Below are 20,998 nucleotides of genomic sequence, written 5' to 3'. Positions count from 1 at the left end.
AAGTCCGTCTTTTTGGGGCCGTATTGATAGCCCGGTGCACCTAGGCACAGCATGGTTTCTGTTCCGGATAATAGGCCCGCGTCCCGCGTTGGCAAGAGAAACGACCCCACGGCTTGCCTAAAATACCCGCCTTGGGTATGTCATGATGCAGAGTACCATCCTCCATCCTTTGCAGCGAGGACTGGCGCATGGAAGCGCTTTTGTTTCTGGCCATTGCCGCGGCACTCGGCGCGGTATCGGTGGACCTCTTCGGTCGGTTCTGGCTGCGCGTGCTCGGCATCATCGCCGCTTGCATCCTGCTCGCCAAAGGAGCGCTCATGGGCCTGCCGTTCTGGAGCAGGATGCACGACCATCTCGCCTGGGGGCTTCTGCACGGGAGCGTGCTCATCCTGTCCTTCAGGGTCGCCCTCGACGTGATCGGGATCGGGACGACGGCCGGGGAATGTCTGGCGTATTTTCTCGGCTGCCTGCCCCGCCAGTGGGCGTTTTTCAAGACCGTCTCGGCGCGCATCGACGCCCTCTTCAAGACAGACAGGAAATGACGTCGGCCCGCAAGGGAACGGCGCACGCCATGGCCCGCGAAATATCGGGGAAAATCAGCTCCCGAGGAGGGCTTTGGAGTGTTTACCCCCAGGGCGGCATGAGGTATCAGTCTTGTCGCGAACGGGCGGCGAAATCGCCTCGCTTGTTCGATCTCACGCACAAGGAGCGCAATACGTGCAAAACGACCTGGACACGAAATTCGAACTTCTCCGCATGAACGCGGAGCATTTCGCCTACGACCTGGGCAAGAGCGTCATCATCAAGCCCAAGGCCTCCATCTGGATCATTTTCATGCCCATCTTCTTCGTCTTCTACGCCCAGAAGCTTCAGAAGTACAAAAAGGACATTCAGGACTTCGCCAGGGGCTACCAGTTCACCAAGACGCTGGCGCTGGGCGCCGCGCGCGAGGAGAAGATCACCGGCGAGCCCGCCGAGATATTCTTCGCCGACCCCCCGAAGGAGGTGGGCACTCCGGAGATATGGGAGGTCGTTCGCGCCGTGCAGCGCGAGGAGGTGGACATCCTCAGGCGGCACTATCTGAAGCTCATGGACAAGGATGGCGAGACTCACGCCGATCTCGTGCGCGCCGCCTACACCACGGCCGGAGCCTACCGCTCCTTCCTGAACCGCCTGCACAAGGCCGAGGAGGCCGTGAACGAGGCGGTGCTCACCCACCTGCAGACGACGCCCGAGGCGCGGGCCACCACCAAGGCCATCGAGAAGCGGGCCGAGGAGATGCGCCTACAGGAAATGGACACGATCTTTTCCTGAACCTTTTTTCGGAGCGGCGTCCGGCTGAACGGGCGTCGCTCCAGCCCTTTTGTTCCGTCCCCATGCCTCCGCATCTTCTTTCCCCTTCGCCTTCGATTTTGGCTTTGCGCCCGCCTTCACTGGCGGTTTCGTTGCGCTGACCCGTCCCCCGAGTCTCCTCTGCTGCATTGCGGCGAAGAGTACATAGCCCTCGCGCAAGCGAGCGTCGCATCGGTATTGGGCTCTTGTTGCGCCGTGCTTCCGAGGCTTTCTGAACGGCCTGCAAAGCGGAAGGTCGGTAAAGAAAAAGCGCCGCCCGGACGAATCCGGACGGCGCTTTTGGGTGAGTGTGGGTCGTCTGGCTACTTGCGCTGTTCCAGGGCGACCAGGGTATTCTTGATGTACATGGCGCCGACAGCCGTCTCCTCGGACTGGGTGTACCAGTACGACCCGGCGTCCACATCCTCGGCGATGAGCACGTCCATCACCGGCTTGACCACGGGCAGCTTTTGCCCGGCTGGCAGAACCACGTAGGTCAGGAGCCAGAAGGCGAAGATGCCGAGGCCGAGACCCATGAGGCCGCGCGCTTTGCTGGATGGGCCATTGGGCGCTTGGGAGATGGTGCCGGTATGCATCGTGTGCTCCTTACTCCATCAGGCCGGCGGTGATTTCCGGGAAGACCAGGAAGAACATCACGTAGGCCATGGTCAGCGTCAGGATCAGGTTCAAGCTCTGGCCGCAGACGTACAGGATGGCAGGCTTGCCGCCCTTGAAGTGGTGGGCCATCTCACGGAAGTTGGAGGACAGGCCGATGCTGGCGAAGGCCAGGATGAAGAACCACTCGCGCAGGGGACGGCTGAAGCCGCGCAGCACGCCCTGGTCGATCATCACGTCGCCCGCGCTGCCCATGGAGGCGATAATCAGCGAGAAGATGATCGAGGCAGCGATGAAGCCGAGCACGAACTTGGGGAAGCGGTACCAGATCTCCATCTTGGAGACCTGCTGGCCCGGGGCGCAATCCACCTTCATGCACCAGAACACGGCCACGCCGAAGGCGATCATGCCGATCATCACGTTCTGGATCATCTTGATGGTCGCGGCCACGAACATGCCGGTCTGGCCCAGGAACGCGCCAGCCGCGACGACCGCGCCGGTGGCGTCGATGGTGCCGCCGATCCAGGCGCCGCCAAGCACCGGGTGCATGCCCACGGAGACGATGAAGGTCGGCAGGGCGATCATCATCACGGCCGTGAAGAGCATGGACAGGCCGATGGCGATGGTCAGTTCTTCCTTGGTGGCGCGGCAGGCGGCGGCCGTGGCGATGGCCGCGGAGACGCCGCACACGGACATGTCGGCCGAGACAGTCATGTTCAGGGTCTTGGACTCCATCTTCAGCACCTTCTGACCGAACATGTAGGTCAGGACAAGCACTGTGGGGGTGACCACCCAGGCCACAAAGATGCCCGGGATACCGATGGCCACGATTTTGCTGAAGAGGATCTCGGCGCCCAGCAGCACGAGGCCGGTCTTGATGAAATACTCGGTTTGCAGGGCGGGCATCACGAACTTAGGCGTGCCCACGGTGTTGGAGATGAGCATGCCGCCGAGGATTGCCCAAATGATGGGGCCGAAACCGTAGCTGCGCAGCGTGCTTTGGCCGCCGATGATTTCGGCGACAATAGCCATGGCGAAGACGAAGACGAAGCCCACCAGGAATTGGCCGGTGTTGATGTTCATGAATTTGGTGCCGATGGCGAAGAACAGGCCCAGGACGACCATCAGGCCGAGCAGCTGGGGAATCTTGTTGTAGGCCTTGACCGAAGCTGCCGTCTTTGCCTTGGATTCGTCGCCGCGCGCTTTGCGCCAGGCGGCGATGGAGGCTTCGGCCTGCTCGTTCAGCGTGGAGCTTTGGAAGTTGGCCTCGGCCGCGGCGGCCTCGGCGGCCTGAGCTTGGGCGAAGGCCGCCTTGGTCTTTTCCTGAGCGGCCGCAAACTTGGGCGCGGCCGCTTCACGACGTTCGGCAGCGACCGATTCGCTCAAGTACAAGGCCGTCAGCGGGTTGTCCTTCCAGCGGGCCGGAGTGGCAAGCCAAGAGGCAAGAGTTTTGCCATGAGGTTCGCTACGCCCGCGCAGGCCGGACTTGGCGTCGTTGGCCTGGTGCCAGGCGATGGTCTGGAAGGGCGCGCGGGCCGCTTCGGAGGACATGGTGGCCTCGGCTTTGGTGAGTCTGGCGTCGAGGTCGGCCGGGGGGCGGGGCAGGAAGATCATGCAGCCCACGGCGAGGATGACGAATCCAAGCCAGATGGCCCACCAGTCTTCCTTTTTCCACATCTCAGACCATTCCCACTTCCCACGATCGACGACAATTTCGCTTTTCGAATCGGCAGCCATGAGGCCCCTCCTGTACGTTTGTTAAGACGTTGACGAATCCTGATCCCGTGCCGGTGAAGCGTCCATGTCGGCGGGCCGCCGGGCCGCTGCCCGGGAACCTTTTGGCCGTGCGGCCGGTCGACATTTCACTTCGCTGTTTCGCGCCTTGCAAGGTAGCGGTCCGAACCGAACTTCGCGGTCGCGCGTGTGGCTGCATGGGGCAAGATGCGTTCCAGATTGGATATTTTTATAACACGCCGAATTATGGTAACTTTTCAGGGAAGGGGGGTGGAAGGTTATGTAAACCTGTGTTGGCCGGCATGTAAACAAAAGTATGCAAAAAGTGAGCGCCGCCCGGACGAATCCGGACGGCGCTCTGGGTGAGTGGCTGGCCGTCTGACTAGTTACGCTTTTCGAGGCTGGCCAGCGTGTTTTTGACGTACATGGCGCCGACAGCCGTCTCTTCGGACTGGGTGTACCAGTAGGCTGCGGAGTTGACCTGCTCCGCGATGAGCACGTCCATGACAGGCTTGGCCAGGGGCAGCTTCTGTCCGGCGGGCAGAATCACGTAGGTCAGTATCCACAGGCACAGGATGCCCAGGCCAAGTCCCGCCAGGCCGCGCGCCTTGCTGCGCGCGCCTTGGGGCATTCGGGAGGCGGTGTCGATGCGCATCGTTCGCTCCTTAGTTCATCAGGCCGGCGGTGATTTCCGGGAAGACCAGGAAGAACATCACGTAGGCCATGGCCAGGGTCAGGATCAGGTTCAGGGTCTGGCCGCAGACGTACAGGATGGCAGGCTTGCCGCCCTTGAAGTGGTGGGCCATCTCACGGAAGTTGGAGGACAGGCCGATGCTGGCGAAGGCCAGGATGAAGAACCACTCGCGCAGCGGACGGCTGAAGCCGCGCAGCACGCCGTGGTCGACCATGGCGTCGCCCGCGCTGCCCATGGAGTTGATCATCAGCGAGAAGATGATCGAGGCGGCGATGAAGCCGAGCACGAACTTGGGGAAGCGGTACCAGATCTCCATCTTGGAGACCTGCTGGCCCGGGGCGCAATCGACCTTGGTGCACCAGTACACGGCCACGCCGAAGGCGATCATGCCGATCATGATGTTCTGGATCATCTTGACGGTCGCGGCCACGAACATGCCGGTCTGGCCCAGGAACGCGCCAGCCGCGACGACCGCGCCGGTGGCGTCGATGGTGCCGCCGATCCAGGCGCCGCCGAGCACCGGGTGCATGCCCACGGAGACGATGAAGGTGGGCAGGGCGATCATCATCACGGCCGTGAAGAGCATGGACAGGCCGATGGCGATGGTCAGTTCTTCCTTGGTGGCGCGGCAGGCGGCGGCCGTGGCGATGGCCGCGGAGACGCCGCACACGGACATGTCGGCCGAGACGGTGATGTTCAGGGTCTTGGACTCCATCTTCAGCACGCGCTGGCCGAACATGAAGGTCAGGACGAGCACGGTGGGGGTGACAACCCAGGCCACGAAGACGCCCGGGATACCGATGGCCACGATCTTGCTGAAGAGGATCTCGGCGCCCAGCAACACCAGGCCGGTCTTGATGAAATACTCGGTCTGCAGGGCGGGCATCATGAACTTGGGCGTGCCCACGGTGTTGGAGATGAGCATGCCGCCGAAAATGGCCCAGATGATGGAGCCGAAGCCGTATTCGGACAGGGTGGATTGTCTGCCGATGACCTCAGCGACGACGGCCAAGGCGAAAACGAAGCCGAAGCCGACCAGGAACTTGCCGGTGTCGATGTTCATGAACAGGGTGCCAATGGCGAAGAACAGGCCCAGGATGACCATCAGGCCGAGAAGGTAGGGGATCTTGTTGTAGGCCTTGACGCTGGCCGCGGTGCGGGCCTTGGATTCGTCGCCGCGCGCCTTGCGCCAGGCGGCGATGGCGGCTTCGGCCTTGTCGTTCAGTTCGGCGCTTTGGAAGTTGGCCTCGGCGGCGGCTTCCTCGGCGGCCTTGGCCTCGGCCAGCGTTGCCTTGGTCTTTTCCTTGGCGGCCTCATGCTTGGGCTCGGCGGCCTCGCGACGCTTGGCGGCATCGGCCTCGCTCAGGTAGAGCGCTTCAACGATGTTGGATTTCCACTTGCTGGGGGTGTCGAGCCACGTCTTCAGGGTCCGGCCGTGCGGCTCGCTGGTGGCGCGGACGCCGGACTTGGAGTCGTTGGCCTGGTGCCAGGCCACGGTCTGGAAGGGCGCACGGCTCGCCTCGGAGGCCATGGTGGCCTCGGCCTTGGCGAGCTTGGCGTCCATGTCGGCCGGGGGACGGGGCAGGAAGATCATGCAGCCCACGGCAAGGATGATGAATCCAAGCCAGATGGCCCACCAGTCTTCCTTCTTCCACATTTCGGACCATTCCCATTTCCCGCGATCGACGACGATCTCTTTGTTCGAATCGGTAGCCATTGGGCCTCCTCCTGATACATGGTTTTTCACGTGTTGCGCCTCGAATGCCTGACGCATTCCGACACCACGATTAAGCAAAGTTCAGGCCAGGGTTTGTTCCGCATTAATTGATTGAATTTAAATATTATTTACATAATTCATTACGGGCTTTCTGCATACTTTTATTAACAACTTGTAAGTTTCTGTTGGCAATGAGTTGGTAAGGAAAACCAGGGCGGGGTATGCGTGCGCTGCCACCGGACCAGGCTGGGCGGCGTTCGACCCTGCGACCGCAGGTCGCGGGCGGCCCGGGCAGGCACGTGAAGGCGGGGGGGGGCGGAAGGCCGCCAGCGCGGAAGAAAAGAAGGCCCCGGTCCTCTGCGCGGCGGAATGCGCAGGGGATCGGGGCCGTTGCGGCGACGACGCGAGCGATGCTTTTGGGGCGGCCTGCTAGCGGGCGATCATGGCCCTGAGGATATCGGCGCAATTCTCCGCGTTGTGGCTCATGGAGTGCATGCCGTCGAAGAAATGCAGGAGCTGGTAGATCGCCTTGAATTCGAGGTCCGATTCGTACACGGCGCGCGACAAGGCGGCCTTGGCGAGGCGGACCTTTTTGTGCTGGTCGCGCACAGCCTGGTAGGTTTCCTTGGTGGCTTTGCGGTCGTAGATGTCCGAATGCACGAGCCTGACCGTGCTCTCCAGCGCGGGCTTGAGCGTTTCCACGGTCTTCACGGCTTCGTCCACGAGGTCCAGCGTCTGGGCGCGAAACTCCTCGGGCACGGACACGGTGCGCATGCTCAGCCAGTCAAGAGCGTCCTGCGCCTCGTCCAGGATGTTGTCCTGAGCGCGCGTGTAGTTCAGGAACAAGGTCTTGTCCACGGCCATGAACAGCCCGCGCGGCAGGTGGTTGCGGATGCGGCGCTTGATCTTGTCGGCCGCCTCCTCGAGTTGGTCCACCTCGGCCTTGAGGGACTGGAAGTCCTTGCAGGCCCTGCCGCCGCCGATATAGCACAGCAGCGACTCCTGGATCAGCGACATGGCCGCCTCGATCTGTCCGTAGTGGTCGAGCAGGCCCGCCATGGGCGAGCGTTCCGCGACGAGTCCGAAAAAGGGTATGCGCATGCGCATGGCTGTATCCTCCCGATGCCTCCGGCCGCTACAGCAGCGTCCACCGGAGCAGTTGGAAAATGACGATGCAAGTGAAGGCCGCGATGGGCACCGTGAGCACCCAGTACATCACGATCTTGCCGAGCACGCGAAAATCAACGGCCGCGAAGCCGCGCGCCAAGCCGACGCCGACCACCGAACCCACGGCCGCGTGGGTCGTGGAGACCGGCATGCCCAGGTTCGAGGCCATGAGCACGGTCGTGGCCGCGCCGAAGTCCACGGCGAAGCCGCGCGTGTTGGTCAGCGTGGTGATCTTCTCGCCCACCGTGGCCATGACCTTGTGGCCGAGGAGGGTGATGCCCGCCGCAATGCCCAGGCCGCCGAAGATGAGCATCCACAGCGGCATCTCGGCCGTGGAGATCAGGGAATGGTCCTGCGCGATGATCCAGATGGCAGCCACCGGGCCGATGGCGTTGGCCACGTCGTTGGCTCCCTGGGCCAGGGCCACGTAGCACGAGGTGCCGATCTGCATGCGGCGGAACAATTCCTCCACGGCCTCGGGGCCGCGCTCCACGTCGGGCAGGAGCCGTCTCGTCACGTAGCGCCCCACGGCCCACACGCCGAGCGCGACCGTGAAGGTCAGGCCGAGCGAGCTTGCCAGCGACAACCCCAGGTTTTTGCCGAAGGGGGTCTTGTAGAGGAACGACAACCCGACCAGGGACACTGTCAGGGCCAGCCAGATGGGAGCCCATTTGCGGGCCTGGGCTATGAAGTGCGGCAGGCCCAGGATATACTTGCGAATGTGAGAGAAGATCAGGAAGGCGATCAGCCCGCCGAAGAAGGGCGAGATGATCCAGGACATGACGATGCCGACCATCTTCACCCAGTTTACCACGTCCGGTCCTCCGGCCACGAAGCCGAATCCCATGATGCTGCCCACGATGGAGTGGGTGGAGGAGACTGGCAAGGCCGTGAGCGTGGCCGTGAGCATCCATAGCCCTGCCGAGATCAGGGCGGCAAGCATGCCGAGCATGAGCACGCGTTCGTCGTGGATCATGTCCGGGTTGATGATCCCGCGCGATATGGTGGCCGTGACGTTGGAACCGAGAAAAACCGCGCCCACGAAGTTGAGCGCGGCCGCGATGAAGACGGCCTGCTTGACCGTGATGGCCTTCGACCCCACGGCCGAGGCCATGGAGTTGGCCACGTCGTTGGCCCCGAGATTGAAGGCCATGAGCAGCCCGCCGCCAAGGGCGAGAATCAGGACAAGGGTGGAAAGTTCCATGTATTGTGCCGGGTTACAGGGTTGCCGGGTTGCCCTCCCGCCGGGCGAGCCCGGCGGTCGGCCTTCTCTAGAGACTTTTCACGCGACTGTCAAAATCGTAACCTGATCGTAACAAATGACTTGTACTCATCGTTACTTTAACCGTTCCAGGTGCGAACCATGCCCACGATGTCCTTGCGTCTTCGCCTCCTGCTCTGGTTCTGGGGCCTCCTTCTGGCCGGTCTGGCACCGCTGTATCTGTCCATGGGCGGAGCCATCCAGTCCGACTTGCACAAGAACGCGCGCGAGCGCGCCCTGCTCCTGCTCGACGCCTCCTGCTGGCTTGTGGAGACACAGCCGTCCTTTTCTTCCGAGGACCGGTTCGACGAATGGCTGACGGGCCTGGGCGGCCGACTGGGCGTCCGCCTGACCTATGTCGCGCAGGGTCGCGTGGTCGCGGACAGCGAAGTGGTCTTTTCCGATTTGCCGTCCCTGGAGCATCACGGCTCCCGGCCCGAAATACTGGCCGCGACGCGCGGCGAAACCGGCGAGGACACCCGCCGCAGCGCCACAGTAGCCCGCGACCTGATCTACGTGGCCCGCGCCTGCGCCGTGCCTGGCGTGGCCGAGGGCGGCACCCTGCGCGTGGCCCTGCCCGTGGCCGAACTCTCGGACCGCGTGGCCGCGCTCAAACAGCGCCTGTTGCTCATCCTTTTTGGCGGGCTCGTGATTTCGGCCCTGCTCGCGCTGCTGGCCACGCGCGGTCTCATGGTCTCCATCCGTGAGCTTTCGGACATGGTCACGGCCATCGGGCGCGGGGCCTATGATCGTCGTGTGCGCGTCTACTCGGGCCGCGAGTTCGCGCCCCTGGTCGAGGCGGTCAACGCCATGGCAGCCGACATCGAGCGCCATGTCGGGGTTGTGGAGGAGCAGGGCGCGCAGTTGCAGGCGCTCTTCAACGGCCTCTCCGAGGGCGTGATGACCGTGGACGCCAAGGGCCGGGTGGTTTCCGTGAATCCGGCCTTCCTGCAGATGTTTCCCGAGGCGCGGGAGGCCCAGGGCAAGGCCGTGATCGAGGTCACGCTGCAGGCCGAACTCGGCCGTGCCGTGACCAATATCCTGGCCCGCGAGCCTGGCGGCAGGCCTGCGCGTCTTCTCATGAACGTGAACAGCCGCGAACTGGAGGCGCGCATCGAGGCCTACGTCGACGCACGGGGCGAGCGCCGAGCCGTGGTCGTGGTCCAGGACCAAAGCCGCCTGCGCCGCCTGGAGCAGATGCGCCGCGACTTCGTGGCCAACGTCAGCCACGAGTTGCGTACTCCCCTGACCTCGATCAGGGGCTACGCCGAGACCCTTGCGGACCTCCCGCCCGAGCGGGAGGCCGAGCGCGGACGTTTTCTGTCCATCATCCAGAAGAACGCGGACCACATGAGCCGCATGGTGGAGAGCCTGCTGGCCCTGGCGCGCTGGGAAAACAGCCAGCCCGGCGCGCGCGCTGTGCCCGTGGATGCGCGGACCCTGATCGACGAGGCGTTGGCCATGCTCAGGCCCGAGGCCGAGAAGAAGGGCGTGCGGCTGCTGGCCGACGTGCCCGCCGACCTGCCCCGGCCGCTGGCCGACGCGGCAGGGCTGGCCGACGTGCTGCGAAACGTCCTGGACAACGCGGTCAAGTACAGTCCCAGGGACGGCGAGGTCCGCATCTCGGCGCGCGGCTCCGAGGACCGTGTGGTCTTCCGTGTCGAGGACCAGGGGCCGGGCATCCCCGCCCATGCCAGGGACAGGGTTTTTGAACGATTCTACCGCGTGGGCGACGGGCCGGGGAAAAAGGATGGCGGCGCGGGTCTGGGGCTGGCCATCTGCCGCAACATCCTGGCGGCGCTTGGCGGAACCATCCGCGCGGAGAGCCCCCTGTCCGACGGCAAGGGCACGGCCTTCGTCTTCGACTTGCCGCGCGCCTAGCCAAACTGGGCGTGCGCGGCGTGAAAATTCCGCGATGGCGGCGTTGCCGCGAAGAATCCAGATCCTCGCGTATTTCAAATACTCGAGGATCCGGCGCTTTCGCGGTAACGCGGCAGATGACGTCTTTTCAGCGGTCCAAAGTCCCCCGAATCAGGCTTTCAGCGCCTGATCGAGATCAGCCAGGATGTCGTCCACGCTCTCAAGCCCCACGGAGATGCGGATCATGTCCGCTGACACGCCCGCCTTGGCCAGTTCGGCCTCGTTGAGTTGCGAGTGCGTGGTGCTGGCCGGATGAATGACCAGGGTCTTGGCGTCCAGGATGTTGGCCAGGTGCGAACAGAGCTTGACCGACTCGATGAAGCGCACGCCCGCCTCGCGGCCGCCCGAAAGCCCGAAGCCGAAGACCGCGCCCGGACCGAGCGGAAAATACCGCCCGGCGCGCTCGAAATCCGGATGCGAGGGCAGCCCCGCGTAGCGCACCCAGGACACGGCCGGGTGCTTCTCCAGAAATTCAGCGACCTTCTGGGCGTTTGCCGTGTGCGTGCGGGCACGCATGGGCAGGGTCTCCACCCCTTGCAACACCAGGAAGCTGTTCATGGGCGCGATGCACGCGCCCACGTCGCGCAGCATGCTGGTGCGCAGCTTGAGGATGAAGGCCGGGCAGCCCGTTGAGCCGTCGGGCAGATCGCAGAAGGTCGTGGTGAAGACCAGCCCGTGGTAGGCGGGATCGGGTTCGCTCAACTCCGGGTAGCGGCCCGAGGTCCAGTCGAAGCGGCCCGAATCGACGACCACGCCGCCGATCGCCGTGCCGTGGCCGCCGATCATCTTGGTCAACGAATAGACCGCGATGTCCGCGCCGTGCTCGAAGGGATTGAAGAGCGGCGGCGGGCTCACGGTGTTGTCCACCATGAAGGGCAGCCCGTGGTCGTGGGCCACGGCCGCGATGGCCGCGAGGTCGTCCACGTTGCAACTCGGGTTGCCGATGGATTCGGTGTAGAGGAAGCGTGTCTTGTCGTCGATGGCCTTGGCGAAATTCGCCGGGTCCGAGGAGTCCACGAAACGGGCCTCGATGCCGAAACGCCTGAGCGTGTTGGCGAAGAGAGTGTGCGTGCCGCCGTAGAGGTTCGAGCCGGTGACGAAATTCTGGCCCGAGGCGGCGATGGTGCACACGGCGTTGAAGATCGCGGCCATGCCCGAGGAGGCGCAGCAGGCTCCTGCCGCGCCGTGCATGGCTGATAGCCGGTTCTCCAAGACCTCGGTGGTCGGGTTCATGATCCGCGTATAGATGTATCCCGGCGTCTTCAGGGCGAACAGGTCCGCCGCGTGGGCCGCCGAGTCGAATGTGTAGGACGTCGTCTGGTAGATGGGCACGGCGCGCGAACGAGTGGCGCAATCGGGCGTGTGCCCGGCGTGCAGGGCCAGGGTTTCCGGGGCTTGAGCGTTTTTCATGATTCTCTCCCGTGGTCGCATTTCAGACTACTTTGGTCTGATATGGTGGGTATATTGAAATAAAACGTGCTCCCTTGTCCAGCCCGACTTTCGGCCCAGATGTGCCCGCCGTGCCGCTCCACGATCTGGCGGCTGATGGCCAGGCCGAGGCCGGTTCCCTTGGGACGCCCGGTGAGCGGGTCGCCCGCCTGCACGAACTTGTCGAATATCCGTTCCAAAAATTCCTCGGGGATTCCCTCGCCCGTATCGCTCACGCTGATGAGCACATGTTCGCTGCCTGCCCAGGCCTCGCAGCTCACCTTGCCCCCCTTGCCCGTGAACTTCACGGCGTTGGAGAGCAGGTTGACCACGACCTGCATGAGCCGGTCCGCATCGCCCGCCACCCGCGGCAGGTCGGAAGGCACGAAGATGTCGAGGGGCACGTCCGCCTCGTGGAAGAGCGACTCCGTAGCCTGAACCGCTCTGGTCAGGACGTTCCCGAGGTCCACGGCTTCGCAGACGAAATCCACGCGGCCGCTCTCCAGCCTGGAGAAGTCGAGCAGATCGTCGATGAGCCCGGAAAGACGATGGCTCTCCAGGATGATGATGTCCAGGTTCTCCAGTATCTGCCCAAGGGAACGCGCGGCCGCCTGGTTTTCCTGGGCCAGGGGCGCGACGTTTCGCCCGAGCTGCTTGACGATGATCTGGGCGAAGCCGCGCACGGCCGTGAGCGGAGTGCGCAACTCGTGCGAGACCACGGACAGGAATTCGGTCTTGGCGCGGCTGGCCTCCTCGGCCAGATCCCTGGCCGCGCGGAAGCGCTGCTCGGCGTCCTTGTGTTCGCGCACGGCCTCCTGCAAGAGAGCGTTGGCCGCGGTCAGTTCCATCGTGCGTTCCTGTACGCGGCGTTCAAGCTCCGCCTTGGCTTTCTCCACCTCGCGCCGCGCTTCCACCTGGGCGGTCACGTCGCGGCAGGCCACGATGGCATACTTGCGGTCGCCGAAATTGACCACGCGCACATTGGCTTCGAGCGGCGGCGCAGGGCGGCCATCGATGACCAGGCGCGAAGCCTCAGTGTCCAGAGGGACCAACCCCCGGCCCTTGACCAGGGCCCGACGCAGCCGCGAGGCGCCTTTCGGCGTCAGCAGTGAATCCACGAGTCGGCCCACGAGCCTCTCGCGCCGCGCGCCCAGCGTGTCCGCCGCACCCGAGACGTCCACCACATGGCCGGTCTTGCCGTCCACGAGCAGGATGGTGTCGCTGCTCTGGTCGAGCAGGGCGCGGAAGCGCTCCAATTCGGCCAGCCTGCTTTGCAACTCGGGATAGTAGCTCTTGCGGCCCGAAGTCTCGCCCAGGCCCATGAGCCTGGCCCGGGCAGTGGCCCTTTCGTCCTCGTCAGAGAGCCTTGGCATATATCTCCGCCAGTTCCTTTTCGCCCATGGCGCGGGGGTTGGTGAGCAGGCAGGGGTCGGCCGCGGCCTTGGCCGCCAGGGCGGGCAGATCCTCGGCGCGCACGCCAAGCGACCCGAGCGTCTCCGTCGCCCCCACCTTGCTCTTGAGCGCGCGTATGGCCGCGACCATGTGTTCCCTGGCCTCGTCCTGAAGCGCGCCCTCGGGGATTTCGGCCCCCATGGCCCGGCCGATGGCCGTATAGCGATCCGGCGCGGCCTCGAAATTGTAGGCCATGACATGATCGAGCAAAATGGCGTTGCAGCGGCCGTGCGGCAGGTCCAGAAAGCCGCCCAGGGAATGGGCCATGGCGTGCACCGCGCCCAGGATGGCGTTGGAAAAGGCCAGACCGGCGAAAAGGCTGCCGAGCATCATCTTGCCGCGCAGGGGGATGTTCGTGAGGTCGTCCGTCACCTTTGGCAGATATTTCGCGATCAGGCGCACGGCCTCGATGGCATGCAGATCGGTCATGGGCGAGGCCGCGTTGGAGACGTAGGCCTCGATGGCGTGCGTCAGGGCGTCCAGGCCGGTGTCCACGCTCAGGTCGCGGGGCATGGTGGTCGTCAGCACCGGATCCACCAGGGAGACGTCAGGCACCGTGGATTTGCTAACGATGGCTATCTTCACCTGCCGGGCCGTGTCGTTGATGATGGCGAACTGCGAGACGTCGGCCGAAGTTCCGGCCGTGGTGGGGATGCAGATCAGGGGCGGGCAGGGCCGGTCCACCTTGTCCACGCCCTCGAATTCCAGGATGTGCCTGCCCGTGGCGGCCACGATGCCGATGCCCTTGGCGCAGTCCATGGGGCTTCCGCCGCCGACCACCACGATGGCGTCGCAGCCCTCGTCCGCGTAGATGGCCGCGCCGCGCATGACCTCGCTTTCGCGGGGGTTGGGCGTCACGCCGAGAAACGTCACGGGCGCGATTCCCGATTCGGCCAGGGTCTCCTCCACGCGCGTGGTCCAGCCCGCCTCGTCCACGCCGGGGTCGCTGACCAGCATCACCCGGCGCGCGCCCAGGTTGGAGGCGTAACGCCCGGCGAGCCAGGCCGCGCCGGAACCGAAAACGTATTCCGGGGCCAGGAACTTGCGCAGTTCGAGAAACCCTTCGTCTCGTGACATGGCGTACCTCCTTGGCTTTTTTCGGGACGCGCGCGGACCGTATTTTCACATAATGGCTCCACACAGCGACAAAATCAATAATTTTGCCAGACTGCCCAGCCTCCCCCGGCCTTTCGGCCTTGGCCTTGACAACAAAATCGCGTACAGGAAAACAGCGTTTCTCACGACAGTTTCTCACGACAGGCACCCATGGACGACACCTTCCCCACCTTGTTCGCACCGGCCCGCCGCGCCGACTCGACCGACCTGCTCCGTCAGTACGAGGCATTCAAGGACTACCACTGCACGGAGATGGTCAACTCCTTGCCTTCGCTCGTGGTGGTGCTGAACGCCACGCGCCAGATCGTCTTCGCCAACAAGAGCCTGCTCGACCTCGTGGGCGCGACCGACGTGAAGGACATCCTCGGCCAACGGCCGGGCGAGGTTTTGGGCTGCGTGCACGCCAAAGACACGGATGGCGGCTGCGGCACGTCGAGCTTCTGCCAGGAGTGCGGGGCCGTGCGGGCCATCCTGAAGAGCCTGGACGGCGTGCGCGAGACGCAGGAATGCAGCATGCTGCGCACGAACAGGGGGATATTCGAGGCGCTCGACCTTTTGGTCACGGCCGTGCCATTCTCCCTCTCGGGCGAAAACTTTACGGTCTTCTCGGTCATCGACATCAGCCACCAGAACCGCCGCCGCGCCCTGGAGCGCATCTTTTTCCACGACATCATGAACACGGCCGGGGGGCTGAAGGGGCTCTTGGAGATGCTGCGCGACGAGGTGCCGCCGCACCTGCGCGAGGACGTGGGCGTTTTGCACGTCTCCTTCGAGCGCATGCTCGACGAGATCGCCAGCCAACGCGAACTGATGGCCGCGGAATCGGGCGAGCTGGTGGTCCGCTCTATGATGCTCAAGTCCACGGACGTGCTGCAGTCGCTCGCGGGCGTCTACGCCCGGCACGACTCGGGCCGGGGCAAGCGGCTCGGGCTTTCGCCGGACACGGACGTGGTCTGGCTGGAGACCGACTACACGCTTCTTTCGCGGGTTATGGGCAACATGGTCAAGAACGCGCTGGAGGCCACGGATGCGGGCGGGCTGGTGGAACTCGGCTGCACGGACGAGGGCGAGCGGGTGGCCTTCTGGGTCAGGAACGCGCAGATCATGGACGACTCCACGCGGCTGAACGTGTTCAAGCGCTCTTTCTCCACCAAGGGCACGGGCCGGGGCCTTGGCACCTACTCCATGAAACTTCTGGGCGAGCGTTATCTGGGCGGCGAGGTTTCCTTCCTCTCCGAGCATGGCAAGGGCACGGTCTTCACCCTGCGCCTGCCCCTGCGTCGCGAGTAGCGTCCAGCGCTGCACGGCAAGCGCGCCGCGCGGCAGGTTGCCTGGCCGCGCGGCGCGCTTTCGTTTCAAGCCCCCTGGAGCTTTCGGCAAGCTCCTTTCTCGACTGCCTACTAGGCCTGCTTCATTTCACGGATCAGCTTGCGCAATTCCGACGCCTGACGCGCCAAGTCCGAAACGGCCTGGGCCGACTGCCCCATGGCGTCGGACGTCTCGATGGAGATGCGGTTGATGTCTTCCACGGCGCGGTTGATTTCCTCGCTGGCCGAGGATTGCTCCTCGGAGGCGGTGGCGATGGCCCGTACCTGATCCGCCGAGGTCTCTACCAGGCTCACTATCTCGACCAACGCCTCGCCCGAAGTGCGCGCCAGGGCCGTGGCCTGCTCGATGGCGTCCGCGGCCTGCTCCACGCTGGAGATGCTCTGCCTCGTGCCCTGCTGGATGCCGTTGATGGCCTCGCCCACTTCCTTGGTCGCGGCCATGGTTTTCTCGGCGAGCTTGCGCACCTCGTCCGCGACCACGGCGAAACCGCGCCCGGCATCTCCCGCGCGGGCGGCTTCGATGGCCGCATTCAGGGCCAACAGGTTGGTCTGGTCGGCGATGTCCGAAATCACGTTCATGATCTGGCCGATGCCCTCGGCCTGTTTGCCAAGTCCCGACATGTTTCCCTTGAGCCGGGCGGCTTGCTCCTCCACCTGACCGATGGCCGACACGACCTGCGTGACCACCTCGGACCCGCTTTGGGCCTGCTCGCGCGCCTGATCGGCGCTTTCGGCCGCCTGGGCCGCGCTCTTGGCAACCTCCAAAACCGTCGCGTTCATCTCCTCCATGGCCGTGGCCGTCTCCCCGGCGCGATCCTTCTGCATCTCCGCGCCCCGGCTGGATTGCTCCACCTGCGCCGAAAGCTGCTCCGAGGACGAGGTCACGATCTCGACCACTTCCTCAAGGCGCGCGGCGGCCTCCAGGATGGCCGCGCGGCCCTCCTCGGCCCGCTGCGACGCCTCCTCGGCCTCGCGCATGGCCGCGGCCGCGCGCTCCGCCTCGGCGGCTGCCTCGCGGCTTTTTCTGTCCGCCTCGCGGATTTTCTCCTTGAGGGAATCGACCATGGCGCGCAGTCCATCGGCCAGCTTGCCGATCTCGTCCTTCTGGCGGATGTCGAGCGTCGCGTCGTAGTCGCCATCCTGCACGCGCTGCGAGAACTCAAGGGTCTTGGCCATGGGCCGCACGATGGAGATGCCGATGGCGAAGGCCACGAGCAGTCCCAATCCCACGGTGGCGCCGCCGCCGTAGGCGATGATCGACTCGGCGAGCTTTTCCTGGCGCTGCACCTCGGACGTACGTGAATCGAGCCTCGCGTTTTCGTCCGCGATGATGTCCACCAGGAGCGAACGCATCTCGTCCATGAGATGCTTGCCTGTCGCCCGGGCAACCACGGACGCCAGGCTCTCGAACATCATGGAGCCCTCGTTGACCTGGCGGCGCATGGCGATCTGGGACTCGGCGGTGTTGGCGATCCATTGCTCGGCGTCGCGCTCCAGAACAGCCAGCCGGTCTTGGTGCTCCGGGTAGTTCGCCGTGAGCCGCTTGATCTCGGCCAGGGCTATCTGATAGTCGCGCCGCCCCGCGACGTAGGGTTCGAGGAAGGCCTCGTTGCCGGTGATGACGAACCCCCGGACGCCAGACTCCTTGCTCAGGAGGGCGGTGACGATGTTCTCGGCCTGGTTGAGCACCCTGACCGAACGCATGTTCATGTCCGTGGCCCTACCCAGGCGATCGAGGCTCTGATAGCTGACGACCATGATGATCGAAAACAGAACGAAGATGACGCCGAACCCCACGCCGAGCTTGGTCCTGAATCGCAGATCGCCTATGTTCATGTTCAACCCCCTGTCGTGATGACGTTTTTCCGTTCTCCCGCAGGACGTCCCCCCACGCGAAGCCCCCAACTCCGCCCGGCGCAGATTTCCTCTGCTTTTTCCACCGCCCGCCTTGCCTGCGCGGCAACACGGCGCTGCGAAATGAACATGAGATGTAAAAATCAAGTCATTTAATGCACATAATGTTGCGTTTGTGCAATCAACCCCAGAAACGGCCCCCGCCGGACCGCAGAGGCCCCCAACTCGTTTTAATAGTTTACATAATCCAAGTCGTATCCAATATTTCCGGTCATTTCGGGGCGTTGTCGTTTAAGGTGATTTTCATGTGTTTTCCCTGATAATCCCACCGGTTCAGAGCCGTTTTGTAAAAACACTGAAGTTTATATTAATTTTTTGTAACCAACTTGGAAATGAGCTTGGCTGACACGCGGATACGTTCATTTGACTTTAAGGTGTTCCGTCTCGCCCCCTTGTCCCCACGGCTTACGAAGCCTTGAGCTTGTTCATGAATTGTTCAACCAACAAAGTATTTGTATCTTCACCCTGTGCCTGCCCCTGCGCCGCGAGTAACCAGCGCCCTTGCGGCCCGCTGTCGCGGCGGCTATTGTCGCGATGGAGGAACCGCGATGGCCGAATCCTGCGACCTTCTCGTCCGTGCCGATTTCGTCCTGACCCAGGACGACGAGCGCACGGTGCTGCCCGGCGCGGCCCTGGCCGTCAGGGACGGGCTCGTGGCGGCACTCGGCCCTGCCGAGCGCCTGGAAGAATCCTTTGCGCCCGCGCGGCGCATCGACCTCGGCGCGGCCCTGGTCATGCCTGGGCTCGTCAACGCCTGCACGAACGCGGGTATGACCGTGTTCCGGGGGTTGCCCGGCAACGACGCAAAAAACCCCGCGACGAGCATTCTTCACGATCCCAGGGCCGCGACGATCGCCGCGCGCATCGCCTGCGCCGAGATGATCCGTACCGGAACGACCTGCTTCGCCGACGTTTTTGCTCCAGCCGAGGTCGTGCTCGTTGCGGCCGACGAATCGGGGCTTCGCTGCGTGGCGGGCGGACTTCTCGATCCCGACGCGAATGGCGACATGGAAGGCGCAATGGAGCACCCACGCCTGCGCCGTCTTGTCACGGCCCCGGACATGGCGATGGCCGCGCCCGGCGAGTTGGAGGCTGCCTTCGCCCTTTCGCGCGAATGCGGTTGTCTTTTCGTCGTCCGCACGGCCGTAAGCGCGCGTGCAACGACCGCCTTCGCGGCCCGGCACGGCGTGCGGCCCCTGGAGTTCTTGCGTAGGCAGGGAATGCTGGCCGCGAACACGCTGCTCACGCACTGTGCGGATATCTTGCCTGAGGAGATCGAAATCCTGGCCGCAAGCGGCGCGGCCGTGGTCCACTGCCCCAGGGCCGACGCCAGGCGCGCCGTCGGCTTCGCTCCGGTGAGGAGCATGCTCGAAGCGGGAGCGCGGCTGGCGCTTGGTACGGGCTCCCCGCGCGATGCGGGCGACCTGAACATGTTCGGCGAGATGAACGCGGCCGCGCTCATGCACAAGGCTCACCTGCACGACCCCATGGCCGTGCGCGCGGACATGGCCCTGGACATGGCCACGCGCGGCGGCGCGGACGCGCTCGGTTGGCCGGGGCTTGGCCGCCTCGCGCCCGGCTCTCCCGCCGACTTCATGGCCCTGGATCTGACGCGGCCCGGCCTCATGCCGCTGCTCAATCCCGTCTCGCAGGCCGTCTACGCGGCCACGGGCCACGAGAACGTGCTCACGGTCTGCGCGGGCCGCGTGCTCTTCGAGCGCGGACGTTTCACGACCATCGATCATGCCGCCCTGGCCGCCGAGGCGGCGGAACTGGCGGCCCTGGCGCGCTCGCACGCGGGCTGAGGCGCATGGAACCCGGCGTTTAGCGCTTGCCTTGTGCGCTCGGATTGCCCCTCGACCCGTTTTATGCCAATGAACCAGGGAAGGAAGCCGCCATGTCCGTCGAAACCCGTCGTCTGATCGCCGCAATCACGCCCATCTTGCAGCGCAACCGCGTGGTTTCGGCTGCGCTCTTCGGCTCCGTTGCGCGCGGCGAGGCGCGGCCGGACAGCGACCTCGACCTGCTGGTGGAGTTCGCGCCGGATGTTGATCTGCTCGACGCGGCCGGCCTCAAGCTGGAGTTGGAGGAACGGCTGGGTCGCCCCGTGGACCTCGTCTCTCGCCGCTCGCTCAAGCCCCGTCTTGCCCCAAACATCCTGGCGGATTGCGTGCCCATCCTATGATCCGCGACCGGCACGTCCATCTCCAGGACATCCTCGACAGCATCGACGCCATCGCCGACTACACGAACGGTATCTCCCACGCGGACTTCCTGGCCGACGCCAAAACTCAGGACGCGGTCTTGCGCCGCATCGAAATCATCGGCGAGGCCACGGGGCGCCTGATGCACGACGGACATGCCGAAAGCCATCCCGAAATTCCCTGGGCGCGGATGAAGGCCATGCGGAATCTGATCATCCACGACTACGATTCCGTCGACCTCGAGCTCGTCTGGAACCTCGTCGAAAAAAGACTTCCCGAGCTACGCGCACAGATCGTTTCGCTGTTCGAGGACGATTGACGAGACCACTATTGCAACCCGCCTTTCTGGCGCGTTCGCACGCGGGCTGAACGGCTTTTCTTCCTCGCGATTCGCGGCTATACACCCCAAAGCAGAATTCAGGAGGGAACGCGATGAACCTGCGCGAACATATCCGTGACATTCCCAACTACCCCAAGGAAGGCATCGTCTTCTTCGACATCACGCCGCTGCTTTCCAGCCCCAAGGCCTTCCGTTTCGCCGTGGACCAACTCGCCGAGAAGTTCGGCAGCCGGGGCGCCACCAAGATCGCGGCCGCCGAGGCGCGCGGCTTCATCTTCGCCGCGCCGCTGGCCTACACCATGGGCCTGCCCTTCGTGCCCATGCGCAAGCCTGGCAAGCTGCCTTACCGCACCATGTCCGTGACCTACGACCTGGAATACGGCACCGACACGCTGTGCATGCACGTGGACGCCATCGAGCGCGACGACAAGGTGCTGATCATCGACGACCTGCTCGCCACCGGCGGCACGGTCAACGGCATGATAAAAATCGTGGAGCAGGCCGGAGCATCGGTGGCGGGCCTGGGCTTCGTCATCGAACTCGGCTTTCTGCCCGGCGGTCAGATCCTGCGCGAGGCGGGTTTCGATCATACCTGCCTTTTGAACATTACGTAACAGACCGCCCCAAGAGCACCATCTGCTGCGTTGCCGCGGAAAGTTCAAATCCTCGCGTACTTTGGAGTACGCGTCGGCCTTGAACTTTCCTTGCGCCTTGCATCTGGCGCTCTTTGAACGGCCTGTGAAGTGGAGTCCATCAACTACCTTCCAGGGGAGAGA

The 20,998-nt window shown here is 64.2% G+C and carries 18 protein-coding genes; 8 read left to right on the top strand and 10 right to left on the bottom strand.

Features of this window, described 5'->3' with window-relative positions; translation table 11 throughout:
• Positions 1-188: 188 nt before the first annotated feature.
• Positions 189-542 (top strand): hypothetical protein, encoded by a 354-nt coding sequence (locus tag DSAT_RS10110; RefSeq protein ID WP_020887415.1) that lies wholly within the window; start codon positions 189-191, stop codon positions 540-542.
• Positions 543-717: 175 nt separating this feature from the next.
• Positions 718-1,314, top strand: coding sequence for an NF038143 family protein (locus DSAT_RS10105; protein WP_020887414.1), 597 nt, complete (start codon positions 718-720; stop codon positions 1,312-1,314).
• 341 nt (positions 1,315-1,655) lie between these two features.
• On the opposite strand, the gene DSAT_RS10100 is transcribed toward DSAT_RS10105, so the two are convergent.
• The 6 genes from DSAT_RS10100 to DSAT_RS10075 all read right to left on the bottom strand — a co-directional run bounded on the left by DSAT_RS10100 (position 1,656) and on the right by DSAT_RS10075 (position 8,463).
• Entirely contained in the window at positions 1,656-1,928 is a 273-nt protein-coding gene (locus DSAT_RS10100) for a hypothetical protein (RefSeq protein ID WP_020887413.1), read from the bottom strand.
• A 10-nt stretch (positions 1,929-1,938) separates the two neighbouring features.
• Positions 1,939-3,684, bottom strand: a complete 1,746-nt coding sequence (locus DSAT_RS10095) for a YeiH family protein (protein WP_020887412.1) — start codon at positions 3,682-3,684, stop codon at positions 1,939-1,941.
• Between the two features lie 379 nt (positions 3,685-4,063).
• On the bottom strand, positions 4,064-4,336 hold the full coding sequence (locus DSAT_RS10090) for a hypothetical protein (RefSeq protein WP_020887411.1): 273 nt from the start codon (positions 4,334-4,336) through the stop codon (positions 4,064-4,066).
• A gap of 10 nt (positions 4,337-4,346) precedes the next feature.
• On the bottom strand, positions 4,347-6,092 hold the full coding sequence (locus DSAT_RS10085; protein ID WP_020887410.1) for a YeiH family protein: 1,746 nt from the start codon (positions 6,090-6,092) through the stop codon (positions 4,347-4,349).
• A gap of 429 nt (positions 6,093-6,521) precedes the next feature.
• A complete protein-coding gene (locus DSAT_RS10080; protein ID WP_020887409.1) occupies positions 6,522-7,199 on the bottom strand; it encodes a DUF47 domain-containing protein in 678 nt (225 codons plus the stop codon).
• A 28-nt stretch (positions 7,200-7,227) separates the two neighbouring features.
• Positions 7,228-8,463, bottom strand: a complete 1,236-nt coding sequence (locus DSAT_RS10075; RefSeq protein WP_020887408.1) for an inorganic phosphate transporter — start codon at positions 8,461-8,463, stop codon at positions 7,228-7,230.
• Between the two features lie 159 nt (positions 8,464-8,622).
• Between DSAT_RS10075 and DSAT_RS10070 the strand changes: the two genes are divergently transcribed.
• Positions 8,623-10,401, top strand: coding sequence for a HAMP domain-containing sensor histidine kinase (locus tag DSAT_RS10070; protein ID WP_020887407.1), 1,779 nt, complete (start codon positions 8,623-8,625; stop codon positions 10,399-10,401).
• Between the two features lie 150 nt (positions 10,402-10,551).
• On the opposite strand, the gene DSAT_RS10065 is transcribed toward DSAT_RS10070, so the two are convergent.
• Genes DSAT_RS10065 through ercA form a run of 3 tightly spaced genes read right to left on the bottom strand, consistent with a single transcriptional unit; the run spans position 10,552 to position 14,397 of the window.
• On the bottom strand, positions 10,552-11,850 hold the full coding sequence (locus tag DSAT_RS10065; RefSeq protein WP_020887406.1) for an O-acetylhomoserine aminocarboxypropyltransferase/cysteine synthase family protein: 1,299 nt from the start codon (positions 11,848-11,850) through the stop codon (positions 10,552-10,554).
• Positions 11,847-13,241, bottom strand: coding sequence for a PAS domain-containing sensor histidine kinase (locus DSAT_RS10060; protein WP_020887405.1), 1,395 nt, complete (start codon positions 13,239-13,241; stop codon positions 11,847-11,849). Before DSAT_RS10060 ends, DSAT_RS10065 begins: the two co-directional genes overlap by 4 nt.
• The gene (ercA, locus tag DSAT_RS10055; protein ID WP_020887404.1) at positions 13,225-14,397 is read right to left on the bottom strand and encodes an alcohol dehydrogenase-like regulatory protein ErcA; all 1,173 of its coding nucleotides are present in this window, start codon (positions 14,395-14,397) and stop codon (positions 13,225-13,227) included. Before ercA ends, DSAT_RS10060 begins: the two co-directional genes overlap by 17 nt.
• Before the next feature lie 189 nt (positions 14,398-14,586).
• On the opposite strand from ercA, the gene DSAT_RS10050 reads away from it, so the two are divergent.
• On the top strand, positions 14,587-15,726 hold the full coding sequence (locus DSAT_RS10050; RefSeq protein WP_020887403.1) for a PAS domain-containing sensor histidine kinase: 1,140 nt from the start codon (positions 14,587-14,589) through the stop codon (positions 15,724-15,726).
• A 110-nt stretch (positions 15,727-15,836) separates the two neighbouring features.
• Here DSAT_RS10050 and DSAT_RS10045 read toward each other — a convergent pair whose 3' ends face one another.
• Positions 15,837-17,600: a methyl-accepting chemotaxis protein gene (locus tag DSAT_RS10045; RefSeq protein WP_020887402.1), complete on the bottom strand. Its 1,764-nt coding sequence runs from the start codon at positions 17,598-17,600 to the stop codon at positions 15,837-15,839.
• Positions 17,601-18,226: 626 nt separating this feature from the next.
• Between DSAT_RS10045 and DSAT_RS10040 the strand changes: the two genes are divergently transcribed.
• The 4 genes from DSAT_RS10040 to DSAT_RS10025 all read left to right on the top strand — a co-directional run bounded on the left by DSAT_RS10040 (position 18,227) and on the right by DSAT_RS10025 (position 20,836).
• The gene (locus tag DSAT_RS10040; protein WP_020887401.1) at positions 18,227-19,483 is read left to right on the top strand and encodes an amidohydrolase family protein; all 1,257 of its coding nucleotides are present in this window, start codon (positions 18,227-18,229) and stop codon (positions 19,481-19,483) included.
• Between the two features lie 92 nt (positions 19,484-19,575).
• Positions 19,576-19,863, top strand: coding sequence for a nucleotidyltransferase family protein (locus tag DSAT_RS10035; protein ID WP_020887400.1), 288 nt, complete (start codon positions 19,576-19,578; stop codon positions 19,861-19,863).
• Positions 19,860-20,201 carry a HepT-like ribonuclease domain-containing protein gene (locus DSAT_RS10030; protein ID WP_020887399.1) on the top strand — a complete coding sequence of 114 codons (342 nt, stop codon included), beginning with the start codon at positions 19,860-19,862 and terminating at the stop codon, positions 20,199-20,201. Before DSAT_RS10035 ends, DSAT_RS10030 begins: the two co-directional genes overlap by 4 nt.
• A 113-nt stretch (positions 20,202-20,314) precedes the next feature.
• The gene (locus DSAT_RS10025; RefSeq protein ID WP_020887398.1) at positions 20,315-20,836 is read left to right on the top strand and encodes an adenine phosphoribosyltransferase; all 522 of its coding nucleotides are present in this window, start codon (positions 20,315-20,317) and stop codon (positions 20,834-20,836) included.
• Positions 20,837-20,998: the final 162 nt, after the last annotated feature.

The sequence above is a fragment of the Alkalidesulfovibrio alkalitolerans DSM 16529 genome, assembly GCF_000422245.1.
In the GTDB taxonomy this organism is placed as follows: Bacteria; Desulfobacterota; Desulfovibrionia; order Desulfovibrionales; family Desulfovibrionaceae; genus Alkalidesulfovibrio; species Alkalidesulfovibrio alkalitolerans.
The sequence above is the reverse complement of the archived record's forward strand: the minus strand, read 5'-3'. Positions and strand labels throughout refer to the sequence as shown.

Bases quoted from the DNA above. Each gene is read 5' to 3' on its own strand.
- DSAT_RS10030 (WP_020887399.1), top strand. From the start codon at position 19,860: ATGATCCGCGACCGGCACGTCCATCTCCAGGACATCCTCGACAGCATC.
- DSAT_RS10065 (WP_020887406.1), bottom strand. From the start codon at position 11,850: ATGAAAAACGCTCAAGCCCCGGAAACCCTGGCCCTGCACGCCGGGCAC.
- DSAT_RS10080 (WP_020887409.1), bottom strand. From the start codon at position 7,199: ATGCGCATGCGCATACCCTTTTTCGGACTCGTCGCGGAACGCTCGCCC.
- DSAT_RS10045 (WP_020887402.1), bottom strand. From the start codon at position 17,600: ATGAACATAGGCGATCTGCGATTCAGGACCAAGCTCGGCGTGGGGTTC.
- DSAT_RS10050 (WP_020887403.1), top strand. From the start codon at position 14,587: ATGGACGACACCTTCCCCACCTTGTTCGCACCGGCCCGCCGCGCCGAC.
- ercA (WP_020887404.1), bottom strand. From the start codon at position 14,397: ATGTCACGAGACGAAGGGTTTCTCGAACTGCGCAAGTTCCTGGCCCCG.
- DSAT_RS10040 (WP_020887401.1), top strand. From the start codon at position 18,227: ATGGCCGAATCCTGCGACCTTCTCGTCCGTGCCGATTTCGTCCTGACC.
- DSAT_RS10025 (WP_020887398.1), top strand. From the start codon at position 20,315: ATGAACCTGCGCGAACATATCCGTGACATTCCCAACTACCCCAAGGAA.
- DSAT_RS10070 (WP_020887407.1), top strand. From the start codon at position 8,623: ATGCCCACGATGTCCTTGCGTCTTCGCCTCCTGCTCTGGTTCTGGGGC.
- DSAT_RS10060 (WP_020887405.1), bottom strand. From the start codon at position 13,241: ATGCCAAGGCTCTCTGACGAGGACGAAAGGGCCACTGCCCGGGCCAGG.
- DSAT_RS10110 (WP_020887415.1), top strand. From the start codon at position 189: ATGGAAGCGCTTTTGTTTCTGGCCATTGCCGCGGCACTCGGCGCGGTA.
- DSAT_RS10100 (WP_020887413.1), bottom strand. From the start codon at position 1,928: ATGCATACCGGCACCATCTCCCAAGCGCCCAATGGCCCATCCAGCAAA.
- DSAT_RS10075 (WP_020887408.1), bottom strand. From the start codon at position 8,463: ATGGAACTTTCCACCCTTGTCCTGATTCTCGCCCTTGGCGGCGGGCTG.
- DSAT_RS10090 (WP_020887411.1), bottom strand. From the start codon at position 4,336: ATGCGCATCGACACCGCCTCCCGAATGCCCCAAGGCGCGCGCAGCAAG.
- DSAT_RS10085 (WP_020887410.1), bottom strand. From the start codon at position 6,092: ATGGCTACCGATTCGAACAAAGAGATCGTCGTCGATCGCGGGAAATGG.
- DSAT_RS10095 (WP_020887412.1), bottom strand. From the start codon at position 3,684: ATGGCTGCCGATTCGAAAAGCGAAATTGTCGTCGATCGTGGGAAGTGG.
- DSAT_RS10035 (WP_020887400.1), top strand. From the start codon at position 19,576: ATGTCCGTCGAAACCCGTCGTCTGATCGCCGCAATCACGCCCATCTTG.